This window comes from Prevotella sp. TCVGH (genome assembly GCF_023522295.1).
GTDB lineage: Bacteria > Bacteroidota > Bacteroidia > Bacteroidales > Bacteroidaceae > Prevotella > Prevotella timonensis.
The window spans coordinates 1-14,152 of sequence record NZ_QFFX01000006.1 but is presented as its reverse complement, the minus strand read 5'-3'; the positions used below and the strand labels follow the sequence as shown (position 1 = coordinate 14,152).

The 14,152-nt window shown below is 40.0% G+C and carries 11 protein-coding genes and 1 tRNA gene; 5 read left to right on the top strand and 7 right to left on the bottom strand.

Translation table 11 applies throughout. From position 1 onward, the window contains the following. Positions 1-24 precede the first annotated feature (24 nt). The 3 genes from DEM91_RS02010 to DEM91_RS02000 form a co-directional block, all read right to left on the bottom strand. Positions 25-1,236: a bifunctional 3,4-dihydroxy-2-butanone-4-phosphate synthase/GTP cyclohydrolase II gene (locus tag DEM91_RS02010; RefSeq protein ID WP_249857784.1), complete on the bottom strand. Its 1,212-nt coding sequence runs from the start codon at positions 1,234-1,236 to the stop codon at positions 25-27. 22 nt (positions 1,237-1,258) lie between these two features. Then, the gene (locus DEM91_RS02005) at positions 1,259-3,166 is read right to left on the bottom strand and encodes an LptF/LptG family permease (protein WP_249857782.1); all 1,908 of its coding nucleotides are present in this window, start codon (positions 3,164-3,166) and stop codon (positions 1,259-1,261) included. Positions 3,167-3,346: 180 nt separating this feature from the next. Continuing rightward, complete coding sequence (locus tag DEM91_RS02000; RefSeq protein ID WP_249857780.1) at positions 3,347-3,745, bottom strand: START-like domain-containing protein; 399 nt, start codon at positions 3,743-3,745, stop codon at positions 3,347-3,349. 133 nt (positions 3,746-3,878) lie between these two features. Here DEM91_RS02000 and DEM91_RS01995 point away from each other — a divergent pair. Continuing rightward, positions 3,879-3,955, top strand: a tRNA-Met gene (locus tag DEM91_RS01995). 891 nt (positions 3,956-4,846) lie between these two features. Next, the gene (locus DEM91_RS01990) at positions 4,847-6,994 is read left to right on the top strand and encodes a M3 family metallopeptidase (protein ID WP_249857778.1); all 2,148 of its coding nucleotides are present in this window, start codon (positions 4,847-4,849) and stop codon (positions 6,992-6,994) included. Between the two features lie 172 nt (positions 6,995-7,166). Here the strand turns inward: DEM91_RS01990 and DEM91_RS01985 are convergent, their stop codons facing one another. From DEM91_RS01985 to DEM91_RS01970, 4 genes are read right to left on the bottom strand one after another with little or no spacing between them, the layout of a single operon-like run. After that, positions 7,167-8,390 carry an acyloxyacyl hydrolase gene (locus tag DEM91_RS01985; RefSeq protein ID WP_249857776.1) on the bottom strand — a complete coding sequence of 408 codons (1,224 nt, stop codon included), beginning with the start codon at positions 8,388-8,390 and terminating at the stop codon, positions 7,167-7,169. A 60-nt stretch (positions 8,391-8,450) separates the two neighbouring features. Continuing rightward, on the bottom strand, positions 8,451-9,029 hold the full coding sequence (gene rsmD / locus DEM91_RS01980) for a 16S rRNA (guanine(966)-N(2))-methyltransferase RsmD (RefSeq protein WP_249857774.1): 579 nt from the start codon (positions 9,027-9,029) through the stop codon (positions 8,451-8,453). Then, positions 9,029-9,847 (bottom strand): DUF3822 family protein, encoded by an 819-nt coding sequence (locus DEM91_RS01975; RefSeq protein ID WP_249857772.1) that lies wholly within the window; start codon positions 9,845-9,847, stop codon positions 9,029-9,031. Before DEM91_RS01975 ends, rsmD begins: the two co-directional genes overlap by 1 nt. Further along, on the bottom strand, positions 9,828-10,310 hold the full coding sequence (locus DEM91_RS01970) for a hypothetical protein (protein WP_249857770.1): 483 nt from the start codon (positions 10,308-10,310) through the stop codon (positions 9,828-9,830). Before DEM91_RS01970 ends, DEM91_RS01975 begins: the two co-directional genes overlap by 20 nt. Positions 10,311-10,496: 186 nt before the next feature. Between DEM91_RS01970 and DEM91_RS01965 the strand changes: the two genes are divergently transcribed. The 3 genes from DEM91_RS01965 (at position 10,497) to DEM91_RS01955 (ending at position 13,880) form a co-directional block, all read left to right on the top strand. Continuing rightward, the gene (locus DEM91_RS01965; RefSeq protein ID WP_249857768.1) at positions 10,497-11,951 is read left to right on the top strand and encodes an ATP-dependent RecD-like DNA helicase; all 1,455 of its coding nucleotides are present in this window, start codon (positions 10,497-10,499) and stop codon (positions 11,949-11,951) included. A 36-nt stretch (positions 11,952-11,987) separates the two neighbouring features. Then, positions 11,988-12,650 (top strand): SprT-like domain-containing protein, encoded by a 663-nt coding sequence (locus DEM91_RS01960; protein WP_249857766.1) that lies wholly within the window; start codon positions 11,988-11,990, stop codon positions 12,648-12,650. A gap of 657 nt (positions 12,651-13,307) precedes the next feature. Further along, positions 13,308-13,880, top strand: coding sequence for a WG repeat-containing protein (locus DEM91_RS01955; RefSeq protein ID WP_249857764.1), 573 nt, complete (start codon positions 13,308-13,310; stop codon positions 13,878-13,880). Positions 13,881-14,152 lie beyond the last annotated feature (272 nt).

Here is a 14,152-nt window from a genome sequence, read left to right as displayed (position 1 = left end):
TTTTACAATTGTAATATTTTCACACTATTTAATGTGCAATGTGTGTCCCATTCTGTTCTGTTTGGTTTTCAAATAGCGTTCATTATATTTATTAGGTGTAGTTTCGATAGGTACAATTTCTGTAATTTCCAGTCCGTAGGCTTCCAATCCTACTCGTTTCACGGGATTGTTTGTCAATAATCGCATCTTTCTTACCCCCAAATGGCGCAGCATCTGTGCACCGCAACCATAGTCACGTTCATCTGGTTTGAATCCTAAGTGGATGTTTGCGTCTACTGTATCGTACCCTTCTTCTTGCAATTTGTATGCGGCAATCTTGTTCATCAACCCGATGCCTCTGCCTTCTTGTTGCATATAGATGACCACGCCTTTACCTTCTTTTTCAATCAGTTGCATCGATTTGTGCAGTTGTTCGCCACAGTCACAGCGTTGACTTCCAAAGATATCGCCCGTAGCGCATGAGGAATGTACACGAACCAAGATGGGTTCGTCTGGATTCCATGTTCCTTTTACCAAAGCCATGTGTTCGAGTCCGTTGCTTTGTTGACGGAAGGGAATAAGGTGGAAAGAGCCATATTGGGTAGGCATTTCTACCTCTTCTCCAACATCTATAATTGATTCTTTTTGAAGTCGATAGGCAATTAAGTCTCCAATAGATATGATTTTCATTCCCCATTGTTTCGCCAACTTCTGCAATTCGGGCATACGAGCCATGGTGCCATCTTCATTCATGATTTCCATCAAAGCCCCTACGGGATACAAGCCTGCCAGTCTACATAGGTCTATGGCTGCTTCGGTATGTCCACTTCGTCTCAGTACACCGTTGTCTTGTGCATAGAGAGGGTTGATATGTCCAGGACGTCCAAAAGTTTGTGGAGTTGATTTTGGGTCTGCCAGTGCTTTAATGGTGGCAGCTCTATCATGTGCCGATACGCCTGTTGTGCATCCTTCCAGTTTGTCAATGGTTACAGTAAATGGGGTGCCCAACACAGAAGTGTTGTCGACTACCTGTCGCGGCAAGTCTAACTCTTCACAGCGAGAGAGCGTAATGGGCGCACATAGCACGCCTCTGGCATTCTTCAGCATAAAGTTCACCTTTTCTGGAGTAATCATCTCTGCTGCCATAATGAGATCACCTTCGTTTTCTCTATCTTCATCGTCAACAACTATGACGAATTTGCCTTCCTTAAAATCTTTGATAGCTTCTTCAATCGTAGCTAATTTGAAGTTTTCCATATCGGGTATATATTATGATTAATTATTTCTTTTGTAACATTCTGTCAATACTGTCTATCATGCGATTGTTTGTTTGTATTATCTGTTTTAGATCTCGCATGAGGGTAAGTCTGAACCGCCACATTCTTAGATAGAAGAACAATCCCAATGGTACAATTACTGCTGACATGACATTGAGCCATTGACGGTCAAAGGGACGTGTGTGGGCTTTTGTCATCAATATGGGATAGTTGTTCAGTTCGTTCAGTATATACTTGTCTCGGGTATTGCTCAAATCCTCTATAATGTTCTCCAACAATTCGCTCAAGTGTTCAATCTCATGATCGGGTTCGTACTTAAAGAACACCTTTTGCACATTTGGCGCTGTTCGTAGCTTGTGTTGACTCACATAGTTTTCAATAGCCTGAGTCATCATTTGCAGTTGATTCCTTGCTGCTGTATAGTCTGGGTCATGAATAATTACTTCCTTACCGGTGATGTGACGCTTGGTTTTAATTCCAAAGGCTTTCCTTAGCACACTCTTCCATGTTTCAATATTCAGTACCATGGAGTCGTTGTTCGCTTTGTAGGTAACGAAAGCTGCTAAAGGAATGAGTACCGCTGGTGCCAATCCTTTGCCAAAACTCACAGTCCATATACCACTTCGAGCCATTCGGTATCCTGTGTTTTCAAAAATATAATATATGATAAAGACCAATACGGAGATGATGATAGGAAAACCTAATCCTCCTTTTCTGATAATAGCACCCAAGGGAGCACCGATAAAGAAGAAGATGAGACACGTTAGTGCCAACGTAAACTTACCAATCATTTCTATGCGATGTTCTCGCAGCATCTTATCTCCGTCACTGGTAATCATGCTTTGGAAGTTTAACTCGCTGATTTCGGACTGAATATTACTCAGTGCCATATTCATTACACTAATCTTTTGGTCGTTAGAAAGCTTATTATATATGGTGTCGAATACAAATGCTTTCGCTAATCCTGCTCGAACTGCTTTTACGGAGTCTCGCTTATCAATAGAAGGAATGTAGTAAAACATGCGTTGGGTTTCTTTATAGATGCTCCGCCCAACACTGTCGTAAACGCCGTTCAGTGAATCAATACCAGCAACGAGTTGCGTAAGACTTTTCGAGCGTGCATCTCCAGAGAGAGCGGCAACATCCGTCAAATTGAACCCTCCGTCATAGTCAAGAACAATCTTTTTGCTGGCAAAAGTCTCTCTGCGATAAGGTATGGCAGCACTGCCTCCCAATTCTTGCGATTGCATATTTTCGAACCATTCGCCACTCCAAAGGCTTAACAGCAAATGTTTCTTGTCGGCTGTAGATTGGAGCATGCCAGAATCTGCCAGTATAATGGCTTGGTCTTCATAGCTTCCTGTCATTCTATAAATCATGATGCCGTAGAGTTTGCCTGTTTCTACGTCTTTCTTTTGTACGTACAGGTTGCTGTTAGGAATGCCATCGTAAAAGATACCTTCTGGAATTTCCAACTCCGGACTCTTCTGTTTCATAGATAGTAGGAGTTGAGCGAGCTTCATATTGGCTTTAGGTCCTACATAATTCTGAAAGTAGAAGGAACTGAAACTGATAAAGATAGTCAGAAAGATGAGTGGCTGAAATGTTCTGAACATCGAGATGCCCGACGATTTGATGGCTGTTAATTCGCTGTTCTCTCCTAAGTTTCCAAAGGTGATGAGTGAGGATAATAGTACAGCAAGCGGTAAGGCTTGAGGAACAAGGAAGAGTCCCATGTACCAAAAGAATTGTGCCATGATTTCCATGGACAATCCTTTGCCAATCAGATCATCGACGTAACGCCATAGGAATTGCATCATCAGCACAAATTGACAGATGAAAAATGTACCAGCGAACAATAATCCAAACTGCTTGGCTGTAAATATATCTAATTTCTTAATTCGAAACATGTAGACTTCTCATTTTGTACGAGTGTACATACAAAATGCAAAATTAGTACAAAAAAACAAGAAAAGGCTCTATTTGTAATTTTTTATATTCCGTAATCGCCCTTCGTTTCTTTCATCTCCCTTGTCAATGAAGTGTTAGAAAGCAAATCTCCATGAGGGCTTGTGCATGATGTCTGCGCCCTAAAGCCCACTGAATTGATGTAATCTGTCCAGATTATCAGCCCATAAGTCTTCCATGGTGTCAATGTCGTCAGGCTCCGCAAAGTCGGTAATGAACAAGACATAATTGTCGGAAATGTTACTTTTCTCCATGCGAAGTTCTAAGAAAGCATTGGAATCTTCTTCGTCTGTCCACTTCAAACGGATATAGTGATATTTCACTTTCTTGGCAATAGTCGCCATCCTGCTATCATGGCTGTTCTGTAAGTCTCCCCAAATGAAGTGTAGCTTTTTGCCTTCTTCCTGTATCTCATCGGCTATCCAGCGTGACAGTTTGTCGGTATCACTGATGATGCTCCATATTCTGTTTTTTGAATTGGACTGCAGTTCTCTCTCAATTAGGACTTGTTGTTTTGACATTTTTCGTTGCTTTATAGATAAAAAGTTCACTTGGTACAAATATACTAAAATAATTTGGGATAAAATAAAAACTTATTTTTTTTTGTGAGATTAAAAAGATTGTATTATCTTTGCAGCCGAATTGAAAAGACATGGCGGGATAGCTCAGCTGGTTAGAGCGCATGATTCATAATCATGAGGTCACCGGTTCAATCCCGGTTCCCGCTACCAAGTCACAAAATTTATCGTCAGAGATGTTGCAACAATGTTGTGAACACCTTTATTTTTTCTACATTCGTCTTGTCTTCTTACTACAAACACTTGTGCTGCTTGCACTCATTTTCCGTGATTTTGTGCCTATGACGTACTTTTGACCTGCTCAAAACAGCTTGCTAATTGTAATCTTTGGCAGCTACTTTTTATGACATGAAAAGACTCGTATATTTTCAGAAAATGTAAATATAATATCATAAAAAACGCCTTCTTAAAATCTTTGAAATAGAAAATTTTAGTCCTTTGAAAAGGCACTTCAAAGGGTGAATTTGGCGAAAAATAGTCCTTTTCAGCATTACTATCATGCTATCAGTGGCTTGATCCATTGACTTAATCGGCTTGAAACAAACAGTTAGTGTGGCAAAGTTAATGTAACAAGAGGCTTATCTCCATGACTTAATACGACTAAGTAATGCATTTAGTGTCTTTCTTGTTGTGATTTTTAAGTAGGATTTCTATAAGTCGTTGGGATTCAGAAATTTGTTTTCCTTGCTCATTTCTCGCGTATTTGGAGGCGATGGACGTTGTCGTGGAAAATATTTGAGTTTTGAAAGGGCATTTGTCCGTATTTTTCATATTTTTTTCTCCTGCTTTTTTTCACAATAGCGTTGATTATTTTTTCTTATGAAACAATGCAGTCTGGATGTTTCATCTTTAGCCTCGTTGTCATGCTACTACTTACTTTTCTTGTAAAAAGTACTTAATAGTTTGAAAAATATAAAAAAGAAAGATTTATTTTCGAATATTATACGTATATTTACCATTCATAAGACTTGCAGACGAGTCATGCTATGCTCATGATTTTTCGAGACATTTACAAGCATTTTTTTACAACTAATAATATCAATTATGCATCACCATTTTAAGAAATCAATTTTAAGAATTGGAATGTTGTGTGCAGCTGTGTGCGTTGGTACGCTGATGAGCTGTAACGACAAGAAAGGAGCCGATTTGGAAAACAATCCATTGATGACCGAGAGCACACTACCTTTTGGTGCTCCAGACTTTAGTAAGATTAAGGCAGAACACTACCTACCTGCCATGAAAGCTGGTATTGAAGAGCAGCGCAAAGCAATTAAAAGTATTGTGGAGAATAAGGATAGTGCCACATTTGAGAACACTATCTTGGCATACGAAAAGAGCGGTGTTCTTTTAGATCGTGTGACGAGTATCTTCTTCGCTTTGACAAGTGCTGACAAAACGCCCGAAATAGAAAAAGCGGAAGACGAAGCAACCCCATTGTTGACAGCTTTTGAAAATGAAGTCTCATTCAACCAGCCCTTCTTTGAGCGCGTTAAATATGTGTACGATCACGAATACAACCAGCTGAAGGGTGAAGATAAAAAACTTTTAGAAGAAACCTACAAACGTTTTGTACGTTCAGGAGCTCTCCTGCCAGCTGATAAGAAGAAGCGAATGGAGGAAATCAATAACCGTATCGCAAAACTTCAGCAAGATTTTGGAAATATGTTGCCCAAGTCTACCAATGAGGCAGCAGTCTGGGTAGATAAAAAGGAAGACTTAGCAGGATTGAGTGAAGCCGACATTGCACAATGCAAAAAAGATGCAGAAAGTCGTGATAAGAAATCTCCTTATTGTATTGTGATTACCAACACTACGCAACAGCCTATCTTGACCAATCTTGAAAATCGCGCATTACGCGAAAAGGTGTATAACGCATCTATCCATCGTGCGGACGGTACGAACGACTTCAATACCTTGCCGTTAGTTGTCGAAATTGCAAAGTTGCGTGCTGAAAAGGCTGAACTAATGGGTTATAAGAACTATGCAGCCTATTCTTTAGACAATACCATGGCAAAGAATACGGCTCAAGTTGAGGCGTTCTTAAAACAACTGATCAGTGCTTATAAGCCGAAGGCAGATGAAGAGACGAAAGCGATAGAAGACTATGCCCGCAAGACACAAGGCACCGATTTTCAATTGCAGCCTTACGATAGATTCTTTTACTCTGCTAAGATGAAAAAAGAGAAGTTTAATTTCTCGGAAGATGAAGTGAAACCTTACTTTAACATTGATAGCGTATTAGTAAATGGGGTGTTCTATGCCGCTCATCGCGTCTACGGCATCTCTTTCAAAGAGCGTACAGATTTGCCTACCTATCACAAGGACATGAAGGTTTTTGATGTGTTTGACAAAGATGGAAAGCAACTTGCCCTTTTCTATGTGGACTACTTCCGCCGTCCAACCAAGCGAGGAGGAGCATGGATGAGTTCATTTGCAAAACAGAGTAAATTGAGAAATCAGTTACCTATTATATATAATGTGTGTAATTTTGCTAAAGCTCCCGAAGGAAAACCAACCTTGCTTAGCTGGGACGAAGTAACAACAATGTTCCATGAGTTTGGACATGCCTTACATGGAATGTTATCCAACTGTGAGTATAACACGTTGAGTGGTACTGCTGTGACACGTGACTTTGTGGAGATGCCTTCACAGTTTAATGAGTTTTTTGCGGTGGTTCCTGAGGTTTTTGCCAACTACGCAAAACATTATAAAACTCAACAGCCCATGCCAAAAGAGCTGAAAGAGAAGATGCTCAACTCTATTACTTTCCATTCGGCATACGCATTGGGAGAAAACTTAGCTGCAACCTGTTTGGATTTGGCATGGCACCAGTTAGCTTCCAATCAGATTCCTACTGCCGACAAGGCTTTGGCGTTTGAAACAAAGGCTTTAACTGATATTGGTTTGTTGAATCCGCAGATACCTCCTCGTTATTCAACGTCCTACTTCAACCATGTATGGGGTGGCGGCTATGCAGCTGGTTACTATAGTTACTTGTGGTCTGAAGTCTTAGCAGCTAATATTGCAGATTACTTTGAGTCGCATGGTGCGTTGAAACCAGAAGTAGGTCAAGCTTTCCGTGACAAAGTGTTGAGCAGAGGTAACACTGGAGACTTGATGCAGATGTTTTGTGACTTTACAGGGTTGAAAGCTCCTGACGCCAAAGCATTGCTCAAGGCAAGAGGTTTGTAACCATTAAAGTTGATATGATAAAAATGAGGTGTGTTCCAGAAAAGAATACACCTCATTTCTTTTGGTACAATGAGTGGCTTAGTCTAACTCTTCTTGTGAATAGCCTTCTTAATAGAAGATTTTGCTTGTAGTTGTTTGAGTTCTGTGTTGATGAGTATTTCGAAAATCAATGTTATCTCTTCTTTTTCTGGAAGTGATAGCCAAGACCGAGCATTAAATGATTAGGAGTTTGGAAGTTGTAAAGACTGTACCCGATGTTTAGAAACAGTCTGTTCGTGATGTTAGTCTTGAGGGCAAGAACTTGATACCATCCATTTAGTTCGCCTTTCGCATTGATAATATTTCTACCGATACCTGCTTGAATGGTGAAATACGGCATTACAAATTCGGCTCTTCCTGAAAGTCCTAAAGCGATTTGCTTTGTAAATGTTGGTTGAGCCAAGTGTTCAAAATCATTAGCTGGCTGACCAGCCGCAATGATATCATCTTCTATATATAAATTTGCACTGCTGTCATACACCCCATCAAGCGATATTCCCGCATTCAGCCACGGATTTAGATGATATAGTGGTGTGAAAGAGAAGCCTCCCACTTGATATGTTTTGGGAAGAGCAACTGCTTTATCTCCCAGCATCATCCCTTTTTTGCGCCATGCTCCGTACAACATGAAGTCATAGGTGATATGTCTTTGGAAGGTAGGGCGTGGTATGAGGATGGCTGTCTCTTCAGTTGGGCGGTGAATGTAATAGGCTAAACTGATTCTACCGCCTGCAATATTTAAGCCACCGTTAGGTATGGTGGTGTTTCCATTCGAGAAGTGACTCAAAGAGAGTCCTGCATTAAGGTCGAATTGTTTAGATAATTGCCATTTCAAATAAAGGTCCGCGTTCAGATAGGCGGTAATTTTTGAGCCAATGACTCGATTTTCAGGATTGTCTGTTTCATGGTAAGGATGCCAACCAGCCGTGAGACCAAAGTTCCATTCATAGTTTAACGATAAGGCATTTGTCAGTTGTTTAACTTTAGCACCCTGAAAAATAAAAACGGAAAGTGGATTTCCTAATTGCGGATTGAAATTATGATAAGCCACCCCGATACCTTGGTACACACCTTTGTACATCTGTGCTTGCTGACTTGTTGCTGGAGGCTGAAACGCATACTTCAATCGGGTAGTGAAAGCGTGGTTCATGGTTCGCTTTTCTATATTATCCCCTTTCAAGTAGGTGTTGGTGTGAAGTATGGTGGAAGGGACAACGTCTAATTCTATGCGATGAATGACTTTGCTTTTTTCTTGCAAAGTATCGATTTGGTTTGCAGATACATCTACAAAGAAGAACATCAAAAGAAAGAGAGCCAAACATTGCTTGGTTTGTGCAGTAAAATGCCAACTCATCATAAGATTAATGTACTTTAAGTAATTGGCAACGGTCATGATACTGGGAGAATGGAGCGGTTATCATGGTTGAATCTCATGATTATTTTCTTTTCCTTCAACGTTTTGTACGCATTGAAAGATAGAAAAGTTGACGCTGCCATAATGACGATGTTCTACAAACTCTGGCAAATTGGTAAACTCATCCTTTTTCCCATGTTCAAAAACAAAGACGCCATTTTCTTTTAACAGTCCATGTTGTAAAACAAGTTTTGGTATTTCTTTAAGCTCAGGCAGTGCATAAGGTGGGTCCGCAAAAATGAAATCGAATGTCTGATGACAGCTTTTGATGAAGCGAAAGACATCGGTTCTCATCAAAACGTCTTGCTGTGTACCCAGTTTCTCCATACACTGTTGAATAAATTTTGCATGGTCACGGTCCGCTTCTACGCTCACAACTTGTGCGCAACCACGAGAGAGTAATTCCAAAGAGATGCTGCCAGTACCAGCAAACAGGTCAAGTGCTGTTTTTCCCTCTAAGTCAATGTACCGATTTAGCACGTTAAAAATACTCTCTTTAGCAAAGTCTGTGGTTGGACGAGCTTTGAAAGTGCGAGGAATCTCAAAGTGTCTTCCTTTATATTTTCCTGTGATGATACGCATTATTTTCCTTTTAGAAATAGGGTGATTAAGTCAAATGAAATCCCTTTAATCATGGTGATTGGCGCACGATTAAATTCAGCAACGGGGTTCACGTAATACACTTTTTGTAGATATCTTCGTAGGGATTCGCTCAACCTCTCACGTTCGGGAATATCCCCAACAAGGTGTAGCTCATCTTTCTCGCTGTCCAACGCTAATATTTTCCATGTATATAAAATGAAATAGATGGAGTCATTGACATTCGGGACATGGAACGTGTTGTAAAACTTAAATCTATTTTGCTTGAAGCAAAAGATATCAACCTTCTTGTCGTGAAAGTATGCATAAAGTTTTTGATGCGAACCAGTGAAGCTACGCTTGTGAAGATAACTCCAAACGGGTTGGGAAACGGGAAAAAATCTCACATCATTGAAATGATCAGTCATGACCATTTTCAAGTCTTTGTTCACGGAGAAAACAGCTACAGCATTGAGATTAGGTAGTACGGCGTGCAACACAGCTTCGTCTTCACAACCTGTAAAAGTGTGTTGGTACATACATTCCATCTCTTCTTGACGAAACTCTTCGGTGGGAACAAGCATCACTGGCGCATCAATCATCACTTGTGCCCGTTGATAACCTCGGTTAAGGAGGTCACTCTCAATGAAGGCTTCACGCAAATTAGCTGCCAATGATATTCCACTTCTAATGACGTATGGCTCGAATGCCAACTGACTTTCTTCAGCATTATCAACGACTGAAAAACTTAGCGATTGTGGACTGATTCTGAAAACCAATCGTGCTTTTGATATAAGTGTGTTATTCCCAGTTTCCTGCATTGTTATTTGGTGTTTGAAGGTCGCCTATCTTTAATCCTGGATAACGTCCAGCAGAAAGTTCATTCTCTATTAGTTCCTGAACAAATGACTTGTTGAGACCTTGTAAAAAGTCAGTATATTTGGCTCTACATTCCATCAGTGGTATTTGTTTCCCTGACGGAGAGAGCTGCATCGATGTTTCCAATTCAAACTTTTGATGATTTGTAAATGGAATAAATTGTAGTGAGTCTGCCAAATATCCGTACTGTATCAGAGAGTCGAAAGAAGCGGTATAGCTGCCTGTCTTCGCACGGTACTTTTCTTCTGCCAGTCTTATTTGCACTAAATAGTGCTTTACGCTGGTTTCTCTTTCAGACTGTTGGTTGCTGAAAGCAATAGGACTGTAAATGCTCAAGACACAGATAAGAGCAAGGACTCCTACACAGCAGGTCAGTAAATAATTATGCTTAATTTTGACTTTCATAGGTCAGCCTTTTGTTGTATCTTTGCAGAAGCTGCGATGCCTCTCAATTCAAACAGCGTGAGTTGTAAGTTACATTGCCTGCATCTTTTTTACATCACATGTGGTGTTCATCCTTGCAAAAGTACAAAATACTTTCCAATAAAGAGATAAATCGGTTAAATTCTCATATTTTCACTGTTTGAAATCATGCTTATAGACGAACTCATTTTCCAGATAATCCAACAATTTGAACTTCAGCCCACGACTGAACAAAAACATGTGTTGACACAATTTGCTCATTTTATGATGGATGAAGAACCACGTGTGGTAATGATTTTTTGTGGAAGTGCTGGTACTGGAAAGACTTCTTTGGCAAGTGCTATCGCTCGAACCATGGTGAAATTAGAGCAAAAAGTAATGCTGTTGGCTCCTACTGGACGTGCTGCCAAAGTTTTCTCTGTTCATAGCGGTCAACCTGCTTATACCATTCATCGGCAAATCTACAGACAGAAATCTTTCGACAGTGATGGTGGTGTGTTCAATCTCAATTTTAATCGGTACAGTGATACGTTGTTTATGGTAGACGAAAGTTCGATGATTGCAAACCAAGGTCAAATGGAATCATCGTTTGGAAGTGGTTGTTTGCTCGATGATTTGGTGCAATTCGTGTACAGCGGACGCAATTGTCGAATGATTTTAATGGGAGATGCTGCCCAATTATCACCCATTGGGGAAGAACAATCGCCTGCGCTATCGTCCAATTTTATGGAAGGATATGGACTAAAAGTGTACGAGTGCCATTTAGATAATGTGCTCCGTCAAAGCGAAGAAAGTGGGATATTGTACAACGCTACGCTTATTAGAACCCATATCATGCGAGATGAATTAACACAATTACCCCAAATTCATTTCAATACGTTTGCTGATATTGTGGTTGTTCCCGGCAACGAGATCATCGAAACGCTCAACTCAAGTTATTCGGAAGTAGGCGTTGATGAGACTATGGTTATTACACGGAGTAACAAGCGGGCGCACATTTACAATCAAGGAATACGCCAAACCATCTTGGGGAGTGAGGAAGAATTGTCAACAGGCGACATGTTGATGATTGTGCGTAATAACTATCATTGGGTGCAGCCACCAGCAAACAATGAAGAACAGGACACGACAAGCATGACCTTTTTGGCTAATGGAGACCGTGCCATGGTGCAACGAGTGCGAAACATTCGTGAGTTGTATGGCTTCCGATTTGCAGATGTGTGGTTACAGTTCCCTGATTATAATGACTATGAACTTGAGGCAACCATTATCTTGGATAGCTTGCATACGGAAGCCCCTGCCTTGTCACGCGAACAAAATGAACGTTTGTTTGATGAAGTGCTGGCAGACTATGCGGATATACCTCGAAAACAAGACCGTGTCAAGAAGCTTCGCGAAGATATTTTTCTTAATGCCGTTCAGGTTAAGTACGCCTATGCCATTACCTGCCATAAGGCACAAGGCGGACAATGGGCACATGTTTACGTAGATCAAGGATATATGACGGATGAGATGTTGTCGCCAGATTATTTGCATTGGCTGTACACTGCCTTTACACGAGCTACAGAAAAGTTGTACTTGGTGAATTGGCCAAAGTCTCAAACCTTTGAAAACGGCGTTTAATAGATATGTTGATGTTTTTATAAATTGTAGGTAACAATGGTAGATGAGTTTTGGTTAGAGAAATGGTTTCACGCCTTCAATCATTCTTATTTTGAAGATATATTACCGCTACCACGTTTGCAGGTGTCTTCATCTCGAACGCAGTTGGAGAGTATGTCGTGTAAGCGAAAGCTTACTTGGCGTGGCATCACGACCTGTGATTATGTGATTAGAATCAGCAACTATTACGTCCAAACAGAACGACAATATCAGAATGTGTTCCTGCACGAGATGATACATTATTATATCTCCTACAAAGGAATTTGCGATACGTCACCCCATGGTAAGGTTTTCTGTCAGATAATGCACAAACTGAATCAGACATATGGATGGGAGATACACGTGAGTTCCAGATGTAAAGCGATGATTCCTGCAGCCAAAACAAACAAGAAACGGTCGTATCTAATACTTTTTACAGAGGTAGACAGTCGTGGTTGTTATTTGTCTGTAGTGCATCCTCATTATTTTGGAACTCTTGCTCAAAGTCTAAGTCGAATACCTGCGGTCAAGAAATACTGTTGGTATACATCGTCCGATTCGTATTTTTCTGACTTTCCCACCGTAAGAACGTTGAGAGGTAGGAAACTATCACGTGCTGAATGGGAAAAAATAGCAAGAAAGTTAAAGCCGCTTGACATCCATTCATGCCACGCAGGGTAGGGCTGTTCCTGCTTTTTATATAAGTTGATGCCTATTGCTGGCTTCTTCACAATAAAGTTACAAAAACAGCAACTCATTTGACCAACTTTTATGAGTACTTATTTTATTGATTTTAATATGGTTAGACGATGAATCTGATATATCATAAAACGTGAGTTTCAACAGTCAACTTCCATACAATCATGGTCGTATTTTAAGAAAAGAACAGCTTTCACCGTGTCATTGTTATGCTGCAACATAACAGTATTTATAAAAAGAATCAAGAATTCTTAAATGAAAGAGCTGCGACATATCTTGACTTAAAGATTAATATAGCTTTTGTCAGAATAGATATAATTTGTATTTTTGTATTTGGAATAAACCAAATAACCATTTACCAGCATTAACATAAATACTCTTAAAGATAGTACAAGGTCGGAAAGAATTTCTTTATTGTGGCGCTTGCGAATGGAGAAAAGGAGCATGTGAGTAGGTGAACAAATAGACCTTTATGATGGGACAACGGTTTGGAGCCATGACTATAGCAATAGATGTAATGAGATATATTTTGTGGAAATAAAGTAAAATGTATAGAATATGAATAACTTAAAGCTTTTGATACTCGCTCTGTCATGCAGTTTAGTATTGTCTTGTTCGTCAACGAAAGACGTAAAAGACATGTATTTAGTTTTAGAGGTTGATACGACTGCAAGATATGAGCAATATGCATACGTTAATCAGGATGGGCGGACCGTTGTGCCCTATAATCGATACTTGCAGTGTTATACCGACACAATCCGTACTATTGGCTTTGTGTTTAAACCGAATGTCGGCTGTGTAGCTATCAACAATAAGGGCAAAGAATTATTCAATGTATTTATGGCTAATAATGGGAATGACTACTCAAAGGATGGACTCTTTAGAATCTTAGATAAGAGCGGTACGAAGATGGGCGTTGCCAATATGAAAGGACAGGTTATTGTCAAACCGAAGTATGATGCTATCTTCCCATATCATGAAGGTTTAGCAGCTGTGTCTGTAGGCTGCAAGACAGTGAGACCAGGAGACGACCCAGAGCATGAATATGTTGTTGGTGGTAAGTGGGGATTTATCGATAAACAGGGACACGAGATTATTCCATTGAAATATGATAGTATCGCCAACCATCGTCGGTTTAAGAATGGTAAAGCCCTCGTCTTAAAGGATGAAAAGTTTTTTCAGATAGACTATAAAGGCAGAACTTTAAAATAGATGAAGTGAGCCATACATTTTTTTTAAGCCACATTTTTTATCTAAATCTTATCCTAATCATGATAGAGTGGGATGTATTACCATGTACAAGACTCTAACAAGGAACATTACGGTTAACTTGTTAAAGTAGGTAGGGGCTTACCTCGAACTGAAGTAGGTGAAATACAAGAAGAGAAGATGTAAATAGGTCGATATTATTAAACCCAAATCGGTCATTAGAAAAAGCTTCTTGTCATTTTCTAATGACCGCCATTAGAAAAACAGCATTGTAT

Excerpts from the sequence above, each read along its gene's own strand:
- DEM91_RS02010 (WP_249857784.1), bottom strand. The coding sequence starts at position 1,236 with ATGGAAAACTTCAAATTAGCTACGATTGAAGAAGCTATCAAAGATTTT.
- DEM91_RS01955 (WP_249857764.1), top strand. The coding sequence starts at position 13,308 with ATGTATTTAGTTTTAGAGGTTGATACGACTGCAAGATATGAGCAATAT.
- rsmD (WP_249857774.1), bottom strand. The coding sequence starts at position 9,029 with ATGCGTATCATCACAGGAAAATATAAAGGAAGACACTTTGAGATTCCT.
- DEM91_RS01960 (WP_249857766.1), top strand. The coding sequence starts at position 11,988 with ATGGTAGATGAGTTTTGGTTAGAGAAATGGTTTCACGCCTTCAATCAT.
- DEM91_RS01990 (WP_249857778.1), top strand. The coding sequence starts at position 4,847 with ATGCATCACCATTTTAAGAAATCAATTTTAAGAATTGGAATGTTGTGT.
- DEM91_RS01985 (WP_249857776.1), bottom strand. The coding sequence starts at position 8,390 with ATGATGAGTTGGCATTTTACTGCACAAACCAAGCAATGTTTGGCTCTC.
- DEM91_RS02000 (WP_249857780.1), bottom strand. The coding sequence starts at position 3,745 with ATGTCAAAACAACAAGTCCTAATTGAGAGAGAACTGCAGTCCAATTCA.
- DEM91_RS02005 (WP_249857782.1), bottom strand. The coding sequence starts at position 3,166 with ATGTTTCGAATTAAGAAATTAGATATATTTACAGCCAAGCAGTTTGGA.
- DEM91_RS01970 (WP_249857770.1), bottom strand. The coding sequence starts at position 10,310 with ATGAAAGTCAAAATTAAGCATAATTATTTACTGACCTGCTGTGTAGGA.
- DEM91_RS01965 (WP_249857768.1), top strand. The coding sequence starts at position 10,497 with ATGCTTATAGACGAACTCATTTTCCAGATAATCCAACAATTTGAACTT.
- DEM91_RS01975 (WP_249857772.1), bottom strand. The coding sequence starts at position 9,847 with ATGCAGGAAACTGGGAATAACACACTTATATCAAAAGCACGATTGGTT.